Source organism: Prosthecobacter debontii (assembly GCF_900167535.1).
Taxonomy (GTDB): Bacteria; Verrucomicrobiota; Verrucomicrobiia; order Verrucomicrobiales; family Verrucomicrobiaceae; genus Prosthecobacter; species Prosthecobacter debontii.
This window is the reverse complement of sequence record NZ_FUYE01000008.1, coordinates 188,153-204,394: the sequence shown is the minus strand read 5'-3', so window position 1 is coordinate 204,394 and position 16,242 is coordinate 188,153. Positions and strand designations below refer to the sequence as shown.

Sequence of the window (16,242 nt, the reverse complement as noted above, 5' to 3'; positions counted from 1 at the left end):
CAATGCCCCTCCGTCCGTTTATCCTTCTCCTAGCCCTCCTCGTGCTCAGCGTGCAGGTGCAGGCGCAGGAGCTACTCCGCCATGCGGCGGAGGTGCGGGCGTTGCCGCCGGATCGGGCGTTGGCGGGGGTGCCGGCGGAGTTGGAGGTGGTGGTGGGGTTCATTGAGTCGCCTTCGAGCGGGACGGTGTTTGTGCAGGATGAGACGGGCGGGACTTACTTTCGGGTGAATCCCCATGGGGCGGCGCTGAAGGTGGGGGATCGGGTGCGGCTGCGGGGGAAGAGCGTGCCGGGGCTGTATCTGGCGGGGGTGGAGGCGCAGAGCTATGAGGTGATCGGCACGGGGGAGCCGCCGATCCCGGTGACGGCGGATTATGAGGATCTGGCCTCGGGCAGGTATCACTATCAGCGGGTGCAGGTGGAGGGGATCGGGCGTCAGCTTTCGGTGCCGGAGGAAAATCGCACGATCCTGCATCTGGCGCTAGGCAGTCGCGTGATCGAGGTGCGGGTGGATGCGCCGCTGCCGGAAGCGATGGATGACTATGTGGATGCGAAGCTGCAAATCACGGCCTTGGCGGCGGGCGGCATCAATGATCGGCGGCAGCTCGTGTTTCCCTACCTGCGAGTCACAGACTGGAGCGATGTGAAAATCCTCAAAGCGGCCCCGGCGATTCAAGACCTGGGAATCATCTCGGCGGCTCGGCTGCTGCGTTTCGATCCGAGTCGCACGCAGGAATTCGGGCATCGGGTGCGCACGACGGGGATCGTCCTGGCGGCTTTCCCGGATGGGCAGGTCTTCCTGCGCGATCTGGATCAATACGTGCCGGTGCCGACCTCCTCCAAGGGGGCTGACAAAGCGAGCGTGTCGGCGCGTCCTGCGGCACTGGCGGTGCGTCTGGCCAAGCCCTACCGACTGCTGACTGGGCAACAGGTGGATGTGGCGGGTTTTCCTAACATGCTGGGCTTTAGCGCCAGTCTGGTGGATGCGGTGCCGGTGAATGAACCGTCCGGCACGGAGCAGGCGGTGGTGCCGGTGAACGTGACGGTGAAGGAGATTATGGAGGGCAATCTGGACGCAGATCTCGTCACACTGGAGGCGCAGATGGTGGATGCCTATCGCACGGCGGCGGGCTGGGAGCTGCGCTTGCTCTCCGCCGAGCAGCCGCTGAAAGCTCTGGTGCCTGGGTTTGAGCCCTCGGAACTGGTGAAACCGGGGGCGCTGCTGAAGCTGACGGGGATCTGCCGAGTGGAGTCCTCCACCGATAAAGGTTTTCGCTCGCGACCGGACCGAGCCATGCTGCTGCTGCGCGGCCCGGAGGATCTGATCGTGCTCCGGGCGCCGTCTTGGTGGACGGTGGAACGGCTGATCGGCTTGGTGGCGCTGCTGCTTGCGGTGGTGGCCATTGGCGTGCTGTGGATCACCCTGCTGCGGCGTCAGGTGGTCAAGCAAGGGGAGGCGCTGCGGCGGCGGATTTCCCATGAAGCGGTGCTGGAGGAGCGGCAGCGCATCGCTCGTGAGTTCCACGATACCTTGGAGCAGGAATTGGCGGGCCTGTCCCTGCGCCTGGACGCGGCGGTGACGCGGCCTTTGGAAGATAAAGCCAAGGGCCTGCTGGAGTCCTCCAGGCATCTGGTGTCACGCGTGCAGACGGAAGCGCGGAATCTGGTGGCGGACCTGCGCGCTGAACCCGATAGCGTGACGGATCTGCCTGCGGCCTTGCAGGAGCTAGCGGATCGCACGCTGAGTGACTCCTTGCATGTGTCGGTGCATGTCCTGCCGCCGTTGCCGAACCTACCGGTGCATGTGGCGCATCACCTGCGCATGATCGCTCAAGAGGCGGTGACCAATGTGCTGAAGCATGCGCAAGCCAGCTCCATCGCCTTGGGATTGCGAGTCGAAGACGGGAAGCTTTGCCTCACCATCTCCGATGATGGTGTCGGTGTGGAGGCTGTATCCACCCAAGGTCAGAAGGGGCACTTCGGCTGCATGGGAATTCGAGAGCGTTGTCAGCGGATCGGTGCTTCTGTGGAGTGGTTGAATGTCACTCCGCATGGCACTCAGGTGCAGGTGCATCTCCCGCTGAGTGCGCTGTGATGCGCTGTGGCTTTGGTTTCCATTTTCTTACTTTTTCGTTCTCATGTCTTTGCCTTCGATTACTCTTTTGCTCGTGGATGATCACTTCGTGGTGCGCAGTGGCATCGCGGCGTCTCTGGAGCTGGAGGATGATCTGAAGGTGGTGGGCGAAGTGGAGCGCGGCGAGTTGGCGCTTGAGGCTTACACGCGCTTGCAGCCCAGCGTGGTTTTGATGGATCTCCAGCTCCCGGGCATCTCGGGCATCGACGCAGCAGCGCGCATCTTGGAGGCGCGTGCCGATGCCAAGGTGCTGATGTTTTCCACCTTTGCCCGCGATGATGAGATCCAGGCGGCGCTGCGTGCGGGGGCCTTGGGGTATCTGCAAAAATCGTCTTCGCGTGATGATTTACTGGCTGCCATCCGAACGGTGGCAGGAGGAAAGCGATGGCTAGCGGCCGATCTGGAAGCCCGACTGCGTGAGCGAACTGCGGAGCCCGAGATCACCCCACGTGAGAGGGAGATCCTGACGCTGGTGACGCAAGGCAATGCGAATAAAGAGATCGCGGCCATCCTCGGCATCAGTGAGGACACGGTGAAACAGCACGTGAGCCGAATCCTGGGAAAATTGAAGGTCAATGATCGCGCTCAAGCCACCGCCGAGGCGATCCGGCGTGGGCTAGTTTCGGTGTGACGGGGGATGGGATTTCAGGATATAGGCGACAGACCTTACAAACAGCCCCTCACCCCGCAAGCGGGGAGAGGTTAAGTGAGGGGCTGAGTGCGATGATGCTCTCCTTGTCGATCTCACCTCCGTATCAAGCCCCCTTCCGGCTGATGCGGGAAATCACGACCTCGCGGGTCTTTTTGATGATGCCGTAAAAGAGGTTAGGCTCTTTCGGGTCCCACGAGAAGGCTTGGCCTTCGGCAGACATGGGGATGGTATCCACCCATTTCAGCACGGAGCCTGCGGTGGGGAATTTTAAAACGAAGAGCTGCTTGGCATCATGGCCGGTGATGAAGAGGGTGCCATCGGACGTGATGCTGCCGCCGGAGCTGCTGGAGCCGCCGAAGATCTCAACGATGCCTGCTGGAAAAGTCCAGCCACCCGTGCGTCGCCATTCGGCATCGTATTGCACCAGTTCCGTCCAGGAGGGATCACGACCTGTCTTGGGTTGATTCTTGGCGTAGTGGGCAAAACAGGCCAGCCAGTGATTCTCATGCCAGACGATCCAGGTGAGCGACCCTGGGGCAATGCCGAGGCTGTGAGTGCCGATGTGTTGCATGCTCACGGGATCGAAGATCTCGATGGAGCTGGTCATGGGCACACCAGGGAAATTGGAGTGGGCGCAATACAGCTTGCCCTCATGCATGAGGCCGGCATTCAGATGAATAAAGGGGCCGTCTTTGGCATCCTTCCAGCCACCGACTCGCTCGAAGGTATCTTTGCGATACTTGCCGATTTCGACATTGGAAATCACATAGAGATACTCGTCATCGGCGACGACGCCTTGATTGGCTTCTTTGGCTGGGAATCGCTTCAGCTCCTCATGCTGCCACTGACCCGTGCTGATGACTGGCGACGCAGGCGCTGTGGCGCTGTCGGCACCATGGACATAACATGTCAGAAGAGTTAGGCTGAGACTGAGTCCAAGAAAGGCAGGGGGGATTTTCATACGGAAGCGGGAAAGCGACGATCCGACTGCTGGCGAAAGCCTTTCAGGCGCAGAGAACCATCGGCCAGCACATCCAGCAGCGAGTAACTATTGTGCTCCGCACCTGTGCCCTCGATCATTGCCGCGAGGGTGCAGTAAGGAATGCCCGAGATGTCTTGCAGATCGTTCTTGTGAGAGTGGCCCTGAAAGACGGCGGTGACCTTGCCGGATTTCTCCAGAAGAGCGCGCACTTCCGCTGCGTTTTTCACGGCATGGGCCTTGTCCAGATCCAAGCGCTGATGGGCCAGAATGATCACGGGTCCACTGGCTTGGCTCAGTTCATTCTCCAGCCACTTCAGTTCGGCATTCGGAATCGCTGAGTCTTTCCAGTGGGCGTTGTTGCGTCCATACGGCACGCCATCCTCTCGGTAACACGCATCCAGTAGGATGAAACGCGCTCCCTGGATTTCGAAAGAACTGTAGCCTGTGGGCGCGAGTGCGGTGTGATTGGCGAACTCCTGCTTGGTCAAGGTGGTGACACAATGGTTGCCTAACACATAGTGTCGCGGTGAAGTCAGCTTGGCGTAGTGCGACTCCATGGTTTTGAGCCACTCGAGTTCTTGATCCACATCCGGGGCTTGATCAATGAAGTCGCCCAATTCGATAACGGCGGCGGGCTTTTCCCGGTTCATCACCTCCACCGCTTCATCCAGCTTGCCCAGAGCCTCTTGGTAAAAGCGGGTCTTGGTCGCAGGCTTATCCGCGTAGTGCAGATCGGTCATCAAGCCGATACGCAGCAGAGGCTGAGCCTCCGCCTCGGTAGCCAAGACTGAGCGACCTGAAGTCAGACCCGCGATGCAAAGCGTGCCCTGCTGGAGAAAGGATCGGCGTGTCATGAACGAGAGAGTTACTGGGCAGCGTGTTCTTGCAGTCTCCAGTAGGCCGATTCGACCGGGAAGAACTGAGAGAGGTGGGCTTTGTCGAAACGGTAGTGCGTGATGACTTTTTCAATCGCAGCCTGCTGTGTTTCCACATAGGCCTTATCGGGACAAAGACTGACCACCCAAGCGGCAAAGCAAGGCTCGCGCAGATAATCTTTCTCTAGGTGCAGGCGAGGGGAGTTGCGGCTTTGCACACGCAGCCCGGCTACGGCAACATCTACGGCATCTTTTTCGCTGGTTTGGGGCCGCCAGGCTTCGTTCATGACGCGCCAGTCGATGTTAAAGACTTCGGTGCCGTTGACATCGAACTTCTCGATGAGGGAGAGGCTCTTGGCGGAGAGTTCAGCACTGTGGCGCAGTCCTTCGGCATAGAGGGCTTTGAGCTCAGGATCTTTTTCCATTTCCCAAAGCGCGCGCAGGCAGACCACACCCTCGGAGCCGGTCCAGGAATGACGCGGCCCTTGCCCAGGATCGAAGACCATGCCTTCACGACAGAAGTCGATGCGTGGGCGTTCCTTTTTCCCCACCTTCTCATGGGCGGCTGCCAGATAGCGTTTCTGCCAGCTCTCATCACTCGTGAAGTGATACATGGCCTTCAGGCAAAACAGGATGCGCGGCACCCCTTCCCACGTGGGTTTGAGGAAGTCACCACGATAAGGGCAGGGAGGGCCATCCGTGGGCATCTTCCAATCGTGCTGATCGAGGATCTTCATGTTCTCGATGAAGGCCGCGGTCAGTTTGGTTTTTTCTTCCGGTGTCGCTAAGCCGTCGGTGAGGAACCGGTAGATCCCATAGTGCCAAGGCGTCGTTTGGTCATTGGAGCCGAGCGGGTAGGTGGTCTTACCATCGGTGGCGATACCGCGCGCGATGAAGCCCGGTGTTTTACCGACGGTCGAGACGCGGAGCAGACCGTTGATCAGGCGACGTGCCTTGGCGCGGATGTCTTCATCCTGGGTCAGCTTCCAATGGGTGCACAGCGCGTCGAGGTAGAGGCCGTTGAACATGGGGCCGTCTTCATTGGGCACACCCCAACTCAAGGCGCTGGGCTTCATCTCGCGACAGTCTTCTGGCGTCGGTCGGATGATGGTTCCATCCAGAGCGGTGTAGTCGAGAACGAGGTCGTATTCGTCCACGAAGCGCTTCCAGATTTCATCATGAGCCTTCTGCGCGGCTTGCTCAGGCGTGTCGGCGAAGGCGGGAAGTAAAAGACCTGCGATGAGGCAGGCGAGGAAGGTAGGTGAACGAAGCATGGCGAAAAATGAAGGAGGCTCCATACGCTGTCAGAGCCTTCATCTTTGCCTGCTTTGTGAACCTTAGGCGAGATCAAAAATGACCTTGCCTCGTCTTCCCCCCTCCTGAGCACGCTTCAGAGCACGTGTATGTTCCGTCATGGGAAAGATCTCATCCACTGCGGTAACGATTTCACCATGCAGGACCATCTTGGCCAAAGGCTCCAGCACTTCGGCAAGTTCCAGGGAACTGGCCTGCTCAAACCAACGGGTGATCCAGAGGCCTTGAAGATGCAGATTTTTAAAGATGAGGAATTTGTTAGGCACCTTTAAACTGCGGCGGCTCATGGCTCCATAGGTGACCATCGTGCCTTCGGCAGAGAGCAGTTCCATCAACCGGATCGCGCTATCCCCACCGACTGCATTGGCGGCGAGGCGGAGTTCATGTTCGGACAAAAAGTCTTTGGCTTGGGCTAGCCCTTCGTCGGTATCTAAAAAGACGGCGTCCGCACCGAGGGAGGTGAGTTCTTCAACAAGCTCTGGTCGACGGACGAAGCTGGCGGTTTTAAGACCTAAACTCTTGGCGATTTGAATCAGGGCACGGCCGACGCCTGAGTTGCCCGCATTTTGTAGCACCCATGAGCCTTCTTCTAAGGAAGTATAGTTCTTGAGCAAATGCCAAGCCGTGACTGGGTTGATCCTGAGCATGGATGCCTGCACCCGATCAATGCCGGCGGGTAGCTTGGCGAAGTGCAGCTCGGCGGCCGTCATGTATTGACTCCAGCAACCCCCACTGATCAGAGGCATGACCACGTCTCCGACAGCCAGGGAAGTCACCAAGGGCCCAATCTCGACCACTTCACCACAGCCCTCATGGCCGGGAATGGCAGGAGGATGCGCGGCACGGCCATAGGTGCCTTCGATGAAGTTGATGTCGGCAGGATTGATGGGTGCATAACGCATATGCACACGGACCTCATGCCCATGTAGCGGGGCCAGAGGACGTTCGATGTGTTCGATGACATCCACTGGATTGCCAGTAGTGGAGAAAGACAGGCAGTATGACATGTCAGATGATTGGCACAGGTTGGGAGGGATGCAAAAAGAGTCACCAGCACGGCGCGCGTGTTTGGCTATCACGTACTACGTGGGATGAGGGCTTTTAGGGCGGGTGCAACATGACCAAACCGTGGGCTCTTCACTTTTGCTTTCGCAACGCCCATTCAAGGAAACGATAGACGGCTTCGTTGGATTCCTCATTGGGTGAATGATCCGGGCGGTTGGTCATGGCGACACCGTGTTTTTGGCCTAACAAGGAATTTAGATCAATGAGGTGGTTCAAAGGAACCCAGCGTTTGGGTGGATCCTCGGCTCCTCCCGAAACGAGGAAGGGGCGAGGCGCCATGAGGGCTTGGAATTCGACGAGATCATGACCGCGGTCGATTAAGGTTTTATAAGCACCCGTGCGCGGACTGTCTGCACGCACCAGGCCCCGTGGACGAGTGTAAGCGGGATCAAAACCCAGATACCAAGGTTCCTGGTAATTGATGCTCTGGCGTGTTTCATCAAAGACGATGCCGGGATCTGACCAAACGCCGCAGGCATACTTCTCCCACAGGCACGCGCCGAACATGGACCATTTTCCACCATAAGAGTGCCCCATGATCCCGATGCATTTTGAATCCACTTCAGGTCGTTGCGAGAGCGCTGTCCAGGCATTGGCTGAGACATAACCCAAGTAGCTTAGAGGCTGGCATTTGGTGCCAGGGGTTAACACAGGAAGGCGCGCGTCTCCTCCGGGGGAGCCGATGCTGAGGGTGACAAAGCCACGCTTGGTCAGTTGATAGGCAAAGTCCCGAAAGGGTTTCTCGCTGAGACCGATGCTCGTTTCAGGATCGTAGAAAGGGACGAAGACAGCAGGGAAGGGGCCTTGGCCTTCAGGGATCAAAAGGTAGCCGTCACCGGTTTGTTCAGCTGCGATTTGCAGGCGGATTTTATGCTGGGTAAAGTTTTCCCTCGGGGTGGTTTCGATCACCTCCAACTGTGGCTTTTCCAACAGAGGCGGCCATTCGCCCATGATGACATGCCATTGCTGGAGGATCTCGGCTCGGCGGGCCGGCCACTCGCTTGCTGTTTTGACTTGGTGACCGTCTTGAAAGATCAGGGGAGAGCGATAGTCACCCTTTTGCTCAGCGAACTCTGCGGGTGGTGTGAATATCGGAGCGATGGAATCCCACAGGGGATCGGCAGCACACGCAGTGGAGACTAAAAAGGCGAAAAGGCAGGCGCGAGTCATGAACGGACTCATACGCACTGCCTGAACGGAATCTTGAGCGTGTTGGTGATGGGTCTAGATACTTAGCTCTCCATGAGCTTCGTGCTCAGGCGATCCACCATGGCCCGAAAGTCGGTCGTATCATTCATACGCTGGCTGACCACCTTGCAGGCATGGATGACGGTGCCGTGATCGCGGCCACCGAATTCTTCGCCGATCTGGATCAGCGGCAGCTTCACCATGTGGCGGGTCAGATACATGGCCACTTGGCGGGCTTCAGCGATGTTTTTCGGGCGGCGGGGGCCGGTCAGGTCACTGACCCGCAGATCATAATGGTTGGCCACTGCTCTCTGCACGCGATCCACGGTGACGGACTTGGTCGGCTCTTCGTCGATGACGTCATGGAGGAATGCCGCCAGTGCGCTTTCGTTCTGCATGGTGCCCTCAAGAGAGACGTGAGCTGCGACGCGCATCAGAGCACCTTCGAGTTTGCGCACGTTGGTGCGCACCCGCTTGGCGATGAACTCCAGAATCCAGGGCTCGATGGAGACATTGAAGTCACTCATCTTCCGGCGGAGAATGGCCACGCGTGTTTCGAAATCAGGCGTTTGGATCTGAGTCGTCAGACCCCACTCGAAGCGGGAGACGAGACGGCTTTCCAGGTTCTTGATCTCACTTGGCGGACGGTCGCTGGCCAGGACGATCTGCTTGGCGTTATTGAACAGTTCATTGAAGGTGTGGAAGAACTCCTCCTGAGTGCTGTCCTTACCGCCGAAGAAGTGAACGTCATCGATCAGCAGCACATCCACTTTGCGATACTTCTGGCGGAACTGGCTGAAGCTTTGCTTTTTAATCGCTTCCACGAATTCGTTGGTGAACTGCTCTGAGGTCACATAGCGCACGATGGCCTTCTTTTTGCGCAGGAGGACTTCCTGGCCGATGGCCTGCATGAGGTGCGTTTTGCCCAGTCCTGTGGCCCCCCAGAAGAACAGGGGGTTGTAGATGCGGCCGGGTTTCTCCGACACCGCTTTAGCGACTGCTGCTGAGTAGCTGCAATTGGCACCGACGACGAAGCTGTCGAAGTTGAACTTCGGATTCAGGCCTGCATCAGCAAAAGAGCGGATGCCTTGGTTGTTGTCGGCGGAGACATGAGGGCTGGCCAGAGGACGATCATCATGACGCGTGGAGATGGCACGTGCCGCCTTCAGTTCAGGCTGAGCTGAGGAGGTCAGTGTCATCGGAATCGTCATCAGCGGCTCGCTGGCGACGCTGAATTCAATGCTTGCCGCCGTTCCCAAGACTTCTGCTGCAGCATCAGCCAGGGTGCCAGAAAAGTTGCTTTCGATCCACAGTTGATGAATCGGGTTGGGTACATTCACCACAAAGCGATGACCATCAACGATCTGAGCCGTGGTTCCCGAGAAACAGCGTTGGAAATTATCCTGTCCGAGCTTCTTCAACAGAATGTGACAGATCTGATCCCAGGCCGTGGGCTGAAGCTTAAAGAGGTCAGAACCTTCGACGCCTTGTGCAGGAAGGGAGTGAGTAGGAACTGAGTCTTCATGAGCGGTCTCCATGGGATGTTGATGCATGTCGAAAAAAACGGGAGGGGACAAATTAGGCGCTGATTCTGGGGAGGAATGCAGCGCCGTCATTTGTTTTTAAAATCTGCCTCTGTGTATGTCGAAACTGACACCATTCACAAGCAAATCTTGAGCTAAATTTTAAAGTTTTTAAAGCTTGATCGTGCAGTCTTCAAAATTAATTCACGGCATGTCTTAAATATCTATGAACAACCGGTGAATAAGTTGTGAAAATGCTGTGAGAAGCTGTGTCCAACCTCTTTCTGGCACAGTTCATGAAACGCTCTCTTGGCATTCGCCCAGTTTGCAGCAAAAGAGATACGGATTCTTTCATGACGGATCCCACGCAGCATCTCTGGCCTCAGACCTTGGCGGTTCTGGTGGGGCTGATTGTGGGCTTATGGTTACATCTTCGATGGCATCCTTTGAGGGAGTTTTTTTCAGAGGCTTTCAGTCTTTTGCAAGGGATGCCTTGGCTCGTGATCGGCCTTGTTGTCTGCTATGGCCTCACCGTTTCTCCAGAGCCCTGGACCGTGCCACTCGATGATCCGCAATGGGCGTCGTTAAGCCTCAAGTCACAACTCTTTCACATGCTGCCTCATGCAGGTTTGGGACTGGCAATGATGATCCAAGGTCTCGTGCCTCCTTGGCCTCTTGCCTTGGGTTTGCCGGGCTTGTTGGTCTGGCTGCTCTTGAAGTCGAAGGTGCCAATGCGCCGAGCATCGCAACGTCAAAAAAGTCGGCTCAATCATGGTCGTCTGCCGCTGGCTTTGCTCATGGTCGTTTCATGGATTTGGCTCTTGCTCGAAGGTGTGGCCTGCCTGGGGGTGATGCCCACTTGGGGGAGCTGGATCGTCCATGGTCTGCGCTTGGGTATGGAATCCTTCACGATGGTTCTGGGGCAGTTGAGTTTGATCACGTGGGTGATCCTCCGCAAGGAATGTTCGGCATGGGATGTGGAGAAAAGCGTCGAAGATGTGAGGGAGCGCCTCCAGAGCCGATGGCTGGCTGTCACTGTTACCGCAGGGCTGGGGCTCTTGTGGATCTTGGCCTGGCGGGGCGTGGATCCTGCCGAGCCCGGCTTGGCGGAGTTTTTGGTGGTGGAGGCGGCGGTTCTTTTTGCGGCTTTACCGATGGTGGTGGCTCAGGTTCGTGGCTCGCTGACGTTCATCCTCGCTCGGGTGATGCAGGTGCTAAGAGTCACTGCTCTGCCTCTGCTGGCGTGGGTGATCTCAGCTCTTGCCATTTTGGTTTTGGTTGATTTCTCCGGGCAGAGTTTTTTATCTCTGGCTGGTGGCTCTGGCTTCGGGCGTTGGGCAGTTCGTATCTTCAATGCATTGGTGCTTGCCACGATGCAGAGTTGGTTGTTTCTAGCGCTTGTGCTCACCCTTTTACGTCATGGTTTTAACGCTCCCGCTCGTCCTGCGGCGGGGAAATGATGTGTCATGACGGATTCCTCTCTTTCTTCAACGGAAGTGGCTCAGCGTGCCAAGTCGAATCTGGCTCTCGCTCTCGCGTGTTTGCCCGAGGAAAGGCGGCGGGACATGATTTCATTCTATGCCTTTTGCCGTGTGGTGGATGACATCGCGGATGACGTGGCCACGAGTGAGGAGGAAAAAGAAAAGGAACTCCACCACTGGAAGCAATGCGTGAGTGAAGGCATCGCTCCCGGGCATCCCGTGCTGGATGAGGTGGTGCATCTTCCCCGGAAGTATGGATTTCCCCGCGCGTGGCTGACGGAGATCGTCGATGGGGTGGCGAGTGACATCGTGCATGTCCGCTACCAGACCTATGAAGAGCTGCTGACCTACTGCTATAAAGTGGCTTCGGTGGTGGGGCTCGTCAGCGCAGAGATCTTTGGAGCCACGCAGCTACGAGCTCGTGATTATGCGGTGAAATTGGGCTATGCCTTGCAGTTGACCAATATCATCCGTGATGTTGGCCAAGACGCCCGAGAAACCGGTCGCATTTATCTCCCCTTGGAAGACTTGGCGAAGTTCGGAGTCACGGAAAGGGAGATTCTCGAAGGTCGTCACAATCAACGGTTCATTCAGTTGATGGACTTTGAGTATGAACGGGCGCGTCAGCTCTATGACGAAGCGGCTCGACTCCTCCCGGCCCAAGATCGGGTGGCCCTCATCCCAGCCCGCATGATGGGGCAGGTGTATTTCGAGATTCTGGAGAAGCTACATCGGCAGCGGTATCCGGTCTTCGAAAGCCGCTGCCGCCTATCGGCAGCGCGGAAGCTCTGGATCCTCATCCGTTACATGAGCCGTGCCTGGCTGGCGCGTTGGCTTGGCATCGCTTCTTAGAGGGCTTTTTTGTGCTGAACAAATCCATCTGAGGTTTCGTCAGAGCTAGAAGCCCCTTTTCTCGCGGATACCGAGGGCGAGCGGCTGCTTTCAAGAATCTTCTTGAATGAGACACAATTTAAGAAACCTTAAGCATATGAAAAATCGATCCCTTCCAGGGCGCAAGACCCCAAGGCTTTGGCAGGTGCTCATCCTCTGTGGCTTGGCTTTGCCCGCCGTGGCGCAGCAGGGCTACAGCTATCCGCCACCTCCTGGGTATGGCCAATCGCCAGCCTATCCTCAACAGGGGTATGGCCAGCGCGGCTATCCGCAGCAAGGGTATAGCCAGCCTCAATACAGCCAGCCACGCACCGAGTATGTGAGTCCGATGGAGTTCTTGCCGACTTTCGGCCGGAAGTTTGGGGACATGTTCCGTCGCATGTTTTACGGCGATTCTGCTCCCCAAGGCTACTCTTCCCAGCCCCAGTCTCAGCATGGCGGTTACCCTCAAGGCCGCAGCTTGGACAATGCACCGCCCTCCTATCAGAGCCACTACGGTCAGTATCCACAGCAGGGCTATGCCACTCAGCCTAGCTACCCCTCGCAGCAGCCGCGTTATCAGCAGCCCACCGCGCAAGGGCAAATGCCTCCGCAGCAGCCTCAATACCAGACTCCTCCCCAGCAGAGACTGCCGACGAATCCTCCCACACAGCAGGGGAGTCGTATGAACTCCTCTCCGCCTCCGCGGGTTTCGGTCAAGCCGAAGGCTCCCCAGTCCTCTCCTCCGGCCAAATACACGCCTCCGACGATCACCAAGAAGAGTTCTCCAGCAGTTCAAGACACGCCGCCTTCACCTCCAAAAAAAGAAGTGAAGCAATCCAAGTCATCATCTTCATCGGAATACTACCCGCTGCCTGGGGCACAACCCAAGAAAGAAGAAGCTCCTCCTTCGAGCACAGCCTCTTCTTCTAAACCCAAGACGAATAGCAGTTCCACGGCCGGGAATAGCGGTTCATTCCTCAAAGGCAAACGTGCGGGCAAGGAGGGTCGTGTCATCAGTCCCTATCCACCTTATCAAGAACTGGATGTCACCGGTCTGAGCAGCGGTTCATTGGCCTTGGACCCGACCACCCAGAAGGTCTTTGAAGTGCCATAACTTTAGGATGAAACGTTTAGCCCTGAGCTCGGATGTTCAGGGCTAAACGTTCGGTCTGACAGATCTGTGGAGTGCGGAGCCCTAGAGCCTTGGTATCCTACTTTCAGGACTCCGTCCAATTTGGATCAGGGCATGCCTCTCAGACTTGCTCTTTCTTCAGGAGATCACGGATCTCCGTGAGTAGCTTGACCTCTTCAGGCACGGGAGGCGGGACTGGAGAATTCGGTTTGCTGGAAAGGGCGCGGAGCTTGTTGATCGGTTTCACAAAGATGAAGAAGACCACAGCCGCAAGAAGCAGGAAATTCAGGATTCCATTGCCGAGGTCCCAGACGCCTTGCACTAAGGATGGCCAGGTATCTTCTCCTTTGACCATGTTCACGACGGGGCCAATGACGCCTTTAACGACGCCATCCACGAGCTTGCTGAAAGCTCCACCGATGACAACACCGACAGCGAGGTCGATGATGTTGCCCCGCATAACAAACTCTTTGAATTCTTTGATCATGCTCATGAGTATAGGTTTGTTCAGCTCTAACGGTTAAGATTCGATCTGAAAAATGGAGAATTGACCAGCCGATTCTTTGCCAAGATGGGACGGATTTGTTTCGACGGTCATGCGGCGCATGATCTCCAATGGTTTAGTGTCGAGTTCAATGCGCAGCTGATGAACACCGTGGTCGAAAACGTCGGTTTCAGTCCAACGAGGAGCTTTCCGGAAGGAGGCCTGAGAAGGGGCGTAATGCGCAAGCCGTCCGATGTTTTCGTCGATCAATTCAGAGTGTGCCTTACCGGTGAGGTGCGTCACGACCACATGACAGCCGAGTTCGACGGCACGTGCCGACGCGCAGCGATCGACACGCTCGACGCCCAGGATGGTTTCCGTGGCGCTGGGGCAAATGATCAGGTCCACTTCCTGCCCACGCAGACAGGAAGAGATCTCAGGAATCTCGATGTCCAGGCAGATGATCACAGCGATCTTGAACCCGTGGAAGTGCCACAAATGGAGGGTTTTACCAGGGCTAAAGGCCCTCTCCCAAGGCGTGAGATGCAGTTTGTCTTGATGCAACAGTTTGCCGTTTACAAGGATGGGCGCTCGGTTGTGAATGAGTCCTGACGCGGCTTCCTCAAAGGGCACGGTCCCCATCACAACGGCTTTCTCTTCAGTGACTAAACGGCTGCTGATTCTCGGTAGCAGCGTTTGCCAAAAGAGGTCTGAGATCACCGCATGTACATCACGCTGTTTGGTCTCATCTTTGATCAGAGGCTCGAGGCCCATCCAGGTGAACTCTGGTAGCACCGTCAAATCGGCTCCGCTTTCCCAGGAATCAGAAATCAGACGAATCACTTCATCGGCATAAGCCGTGGGTGAAGCGGCGTGAAAACCTGGATCAAAGGTTAAAAGATCGACAATCATGGCCAAAACCAAAAGACATGGCTAAACGATGCGTAGCTTAAGCCAAGGTCTTCGTCCAGAAAGTCAGTGTTTTTGCGGATTCGTGCTCTTCATTCACATCTTTCCAATGAAAGGTCGCCTGCATGTCTGGCTGTTTCACGTAGCCACGCGATTGCCAGAAACTGTCGAGCGATTGGTAATTCGCTGGACGTAGAGAGTGATCCAAAGGCCGATTCACCGCACAGAAGGTGGTCATGCGCATGCCCAAAGATTGAGCATGTTTTTCCCGCTCGATGAAGAATTTTTTGCCCACGCCCCGACCTCGGTATTGCGATAGCAGGATTGATTCTCCCAAGTAGCAAATCTTCGAGAGGTCATGGTCATTTCGGCGAAACGGTTCTTGAAATTCGGGCCCCTCGTCCTCCATGGGCATGCAGGTGGAAGCACCCACGACGGCGTCACCATGGAAAGCCAACACCGCCATACTGCGAGGGCACTCCATGTAAACCTTCAAATAATCCCGCTCATAATCCAGATTCCCATCATACAGATACGGGAAGTCCCGAAACACGGTGATTCGGAGAGCCCCAAGTGCATCCAGATAGGGTTCAATCTCCTGGCCCTGGAAGTTTTGAAGACGCAGCATGGTGAGGGTTAAAACGAGGATTAACGATGAAAATTAGGAGGGAAAACGTGCTTGATGAATGGATTCGCAAGACAAGTGTTTTTCTGTCGTGTTGATTTACGCTGCAAGGAGGCTGTTCATGGCTTGAATGGCTGTTTTTTTAGCCACACGCTATCGCCTTTATGGATAAGCCCACATTTCTCTGGCTGAATGGACGTTTATGGAACGCTCAGGAGGCTTCGATCTCGCCCTTCGATCACGGGCTGTTGGTTGGCGATGGTGTCTTTGAGACTTTGGTGGTTCGTGAGGGACGTCCTGTAGGCGTGAAACCTCACTATGAAAGGTTGGTGCGCTCTTGTCAGACTATTGGTTTGGCTTGCATCACGGAGGCTGAATTTCGACAGGGCATCCAGGCGGTTCTAGAAGCCAATGGGCTGACTGATGCCCGAGTCCGGGTGACCTTGACGAGTGGTGACGGCCCCTTGGGCTCGGATCGAGGTCAAGGCTTGGGCACGGTCATGGCGGTGGCGACAGCGCTTAAACCATGGCCACCTGCGGAGGAGGTCTGGATCGTGCCGTGGGTGAGAAATTCTCGCAGTGCCTTAGCTGGGGTGAAGAGCCTGTCTTATGGGGAAAACGTGCGCTGTCTGTTGCATGCCAAGAACTTGGGATCTGGCGAAGCTCTCTTGTTGAATGAACGTGATGAGCTGTGCGAGGGCACAGGATCGAATGTTTTTATCGTCTCTGAGGGGCGTTTGATGACACCGCCCTTGTCCTCGGGCTGCTTGGCTGGCACCACCCGTGCTTGGGTCTTACAGGCCTGTGAGGTAGCTGGCATTGAATGTCTGCAGTGTGATATCCCTGCTGCTTGGCTTGAAGGCTGTGCTGAGGCATTTTTAACATCCTCGACACGGGATGTGCATCCCATCTCGCGATTGAACGGGAAGCCCTTAACTGCGCCGGGGCCACTGACACGGCGAGTGCAGCAAGCCTATGCCGAATTTGTGGAACGGGAGACCGCTTAA

General features: G+C 56.5%; 15 protein-coding genes. 6 read left to right on the top strand and 9 right to left on the bottom strand.

What is annotated here, in order from left to right; translation table 11 throughout:
• Positions 1–2 precede the first annotated feature (2 nt).
• Both B5D61_RS13690 and B5D61_RS13685 read left to right on the top strand, forming a co-directional pair.
• Positions 3–2,093, top strand: coding sequence for a histidine kinase (locus tag B5D61_RS13690; protein ID WP_078813934.1), 2,091 nt, complete (start codon positions 3–5; stop codon positions 2,091–2,093).
• 43 nt (positions 2,094–2,136) lie between these two features.
• Positions 2,137–2,763: a response regulator gene (locus B5D61_RS13685; protein WP_078814032.1), complete on the top strand. Its 627-nt coding sequence runs from the start codon at positions 2,137–2,139 to the stop codon at positions 2,761–2,763.
• A gap of 124 nt (positions 2,764–2,887) precedes the next feature.
• Here B5D61_RS13685 and B5D61_RS13680 read toward each other — a convergent pair whose 3' ends face one another.
• The 6 genes from B5D61_RS13680 to dnaA all read right to left on the bottom strand — a co-directional run bounded on the left by B5D61_RS13680 (position 2,888) and on the right by dnaA (position 9,761).
• On the bottom strand, positions 2,888–3,745 hold the full coding sequence (locus tag B5D61_RS13680) for a hypothetical protein (protein ID WP_078813933.1): 858 nt from the start codon (positions 3,743–3,745) through the stop codon (positions 2,888–2,890).
• Positions 3,742–4,620 (bottom strand): metallophosphoesterase, encoded by an 879-nt coding sequence (locus B5D61_RS13675; RefSeq protein ID WP_078813932.1) that lies wholly within the window; start codon positions 4,618–4,620, stop codon positions 3,742–3,744. Before B5D61_RS13675 ends, B5D61_RS13680 begins: the two co-directional genes overlap by 4 nt.
• Positions 4,621–4,631: 11 nt before the next feature.
• Positions 4,632–5,915: a hypothetical protein gene (locus B5D61_RS13670; protein WP_139373253.1), complete on the bottom strand. Its 1,284-nt coding sequence runs from the start codon at positions 5,913–5,915 to the stop codon at positions 4,632–4,634.
• A 63-nt stretch (positions 5,916–5,978) separates the two neighbouring features.
• Positions 5,979–6,962, bottom strand: a complete 984-nt coding sequence (locus B5D61_RS13665; protein ID WP_078813930.1) for an MDR family NADPH-dependent oxidoreductase — start codon at positions 6,960–6,962, stop codon at positions 5,979–5,981.
• Positions 6,963–7,092: 130 nt separating this feature from the next.
• The gene (locus B5D61_RS13660) at positions 7,093–8,190 is read right to left on the bottom strand and encodes a sialidase (RefSeq protein ID WP_078813929.1); all 1,098 of its coding nucleotides are present in this window, start codon (positions 8,188–8,190) and stop codon (positions 7,093–7,095) included.
• Positions 8,191–8,252: 62 nt separating this feature from the next.
• Positions 8,253–9,761 (bottom strand): chromosomal replication initiator protein DnaA, encoded by a 1,509-nt coding sequence (gene dnaA, locus B5D61_RS13655; protein ID WP_176159422.1) that lies wholly within the window; start codon positions 9,759–9,761, stop codon positions 8,253–8,255.
• 266 nt (positions 9,762–10,027) lie between these two features.
• Between dnaA and B5D61_RS13650 the strand changes: the two genes are divergently transcribed.
• The 3 genes from B5D61_RS13650 (at position 10,028) to B5D61_RS13640 (ending at position 13,199) form a co-directional block, all read left to right on the top strand.
• On the top strand, positions 10,028–11,191 hold the full coding sequence (locus B5D61_RS13650; protein WP_176159421.1) for a hypothetical protein: 1,164 nt from the start codon (positions 10,028–10,030) through the stop codon (positions 11,189–11,191).
• Positions 11,192–11,197: 6 nt separating this feature from the next.
• Entirely contained in the window at positions 11,198–12,064 is an 867-nt protein-coding gene (locus B5D61_RS13645; RefSeq protein WP_078813926.1) for a phytoene/squalene synthase family protein, read from the top strand.
• A 136-nt stretch (positions 12,065–12,200) separates the two neighbouring features.
• Entirely contained in the window at positions 12,201–13,199 is a 999-nt protein-coding gene (locus B5D61_RS13640) for a polyadenylate binding domain-containing protein (RefSeq protein WP_078813925.1), read from the top strand.
• 139 nt (positions 13,200–13,338) lie between these two features.
• Here the strand turns inward: B5D61_RS13640 and mscL are convergent, their stop codons facing one another.
• Genes mscL through B5D61_RS13625 form a run of 3 tightly spaced genes read right to left on the bottom strand, consistent with a single transcriptional unit; the run spans position 13,339 to position 15,238 of the window.
• Positions 13,339–13,710 carry a large conductance mechanosensitive channel protein MscL gene (mscL, locus tag B5D61_RS13635; protein WP_078813924.1) on the bottom strand — a complete coding sequence of 124 codons (372 nt, stop codon included), beginning with the start codon at positions 13,708–13,710 and terminating at the stop codon, positions 13,339–13,341.
• A gap of 27 nt (positions 13,711–13,737) precedes the next feature.
• Positions 13,738–14,613 carry a nitrilase-related carbon-nitrogen hydrolase gene (locus B5D61_RS13630; protein ID WP_139373251.1) on the bottom strand — a complete coding sequence of 292 codons (876 nt, stop codon included), beginning with the start codon at positions 14,611–14,613 and terminating at the stop codon, positions 13,738–13,740.
• A gap of 37 nt (positions 14,614–14,650) precedes the next feature.
• Positions 14,651–15,238, bottom strand: a complete 588-nt coding sequence (locus B5D61_RS13625) for a GNAT family N-acetyltransferase (protein ID WP_078813922.1) — start codon at positions 15,236–15,238, stop codon at positions 14,651–14,653.
• A 161-nt stretch (positions 15,239–15,399) separates the two neighbouring features.
• On the opposite strand from B5D61_RS13625, the gene B5D61_RS13620 reads away from it, so the two are divergent.
• The gene (locus tag B5D61_RS13620) at positions 15,400–16,242 is read left to right on the top strand and encodes an aminotransferase class IV (RefSeq protein ID WP_078813921.1); all 843 of its coding nucleotides are present in this window, start codon (positions 15,400–15,402) and stop codon (positions 16,240–16,242) included.

Excerpts from the sequence above, each read along its gene's own strand:
- B5D61_RS13690 (WP_078813934.1), top strand. The coding sequence starts at position 3 with ATGCCCCTCCGTCCGTTTATCCTTCTCCTAGCCCTCCTCGTGCTCAGC.
- B5D61_RS13685 (WP_078814032.1), top strand. The coding sequence starts at position 2,137 with ATGTCTTTGCCTTCGATTACTCTTTTGCTCGTGGATGATCACTTCGTG.
- B5D61_RS13680 (WP_078813933.1), bottom strand. The coding sequence starts at position 3,745 with ATGAAAATCCCCCCTGCCTTTCTTGGACTCAGTCTCAGCCTAACTCTT.
- B5D61_RS13675 (WP_078813932.1), bottom strand. The coding sequence starts at position 4,620 with ATGACACGCCGATCCTTTCTCCAGCAGGGCACGCTTTGCATCGCGGGT.
- B5D61_RS13670 (WP_139373253.1), bottom strand. The coding sequence starts at position 5,915 with ATGCTTCGTTCACCTACCTTCCTCGCCTGCCTCATCGCAGGTCTTTTA.
- B5D61_RS13665 (WP_078813930.1), bottom strand. The coding sequence starts at position 6,962 with ATGTCATACTGCCTGTCTTTCTCCACTACTGGCAATCCAGTGGATGTC.
- B5D61_RS13660 (WP_078813929.1), bottom strand. The coding sequence starts at position 8,190 with ATGACTCGCGCCTGCCTTTTCGCCTTTTTAGTCTCCACTGCGTGTGCT.
- dnaA (WP_176159422.1), bottom strand. The coding sequence starts at position 9,761 with ATGCATCAACATCCCATGGAGACCGCTCATGAAGACTCAGTTCCTACT.
- B5D61_RS13650 (WP_176159421.1), top strand. The coding sequence starts at position 10,028 with ATGAAACGCTCTCTTGGCATTCGCCCAGTTTGCAGCAAAAGAGATACG.
- B5D61_RS13645 (WP_078813926.1), top strand. The coding sequence starts at position 11,198 with ATGACGGATTCCTCTCTTTCTTCAACGGAAGTGGCTCAGCGTGCCAAG.
- B5D61_RS13640 (WP_078813925.1), top strand. The coding sequence starts at position 12,201 with ATGAAAAATCGATCCCTTCCAGGGCGCAAGACCCCAAGGCTTTGGCAG.
- mscL (WP_078813924.1), bottom strand. The coding sequence starts at position 13,710 with ATGAGCATGATCAAAGAATTCAAAGAGTTTGTTATGCGGGGCAACATC.
- B5D61_RS13630 (WP_139373251.1), bottom strand. The coding sequence starts at position 14,613 with ATGATTGTCGATCTTTTAACCTTTGATCCAGGTTTTCACGCCGCTTCA.
- B5D61_RS13625 (WP_078813922.1), bottom strand. The coding sequence starts at position 15,238 with ATGCTGCGTCTTCAAAACTTCCAGGGCCAGGAGATTGAACCCTATCTG.
- B5D61_RS13620 (WP_078813921.1), top strand. The coding sequence starts at position 15,400 with ATGGATAAGCCCACATTTCTCTGGCTGAATGGACGTTTATGGAACGCT.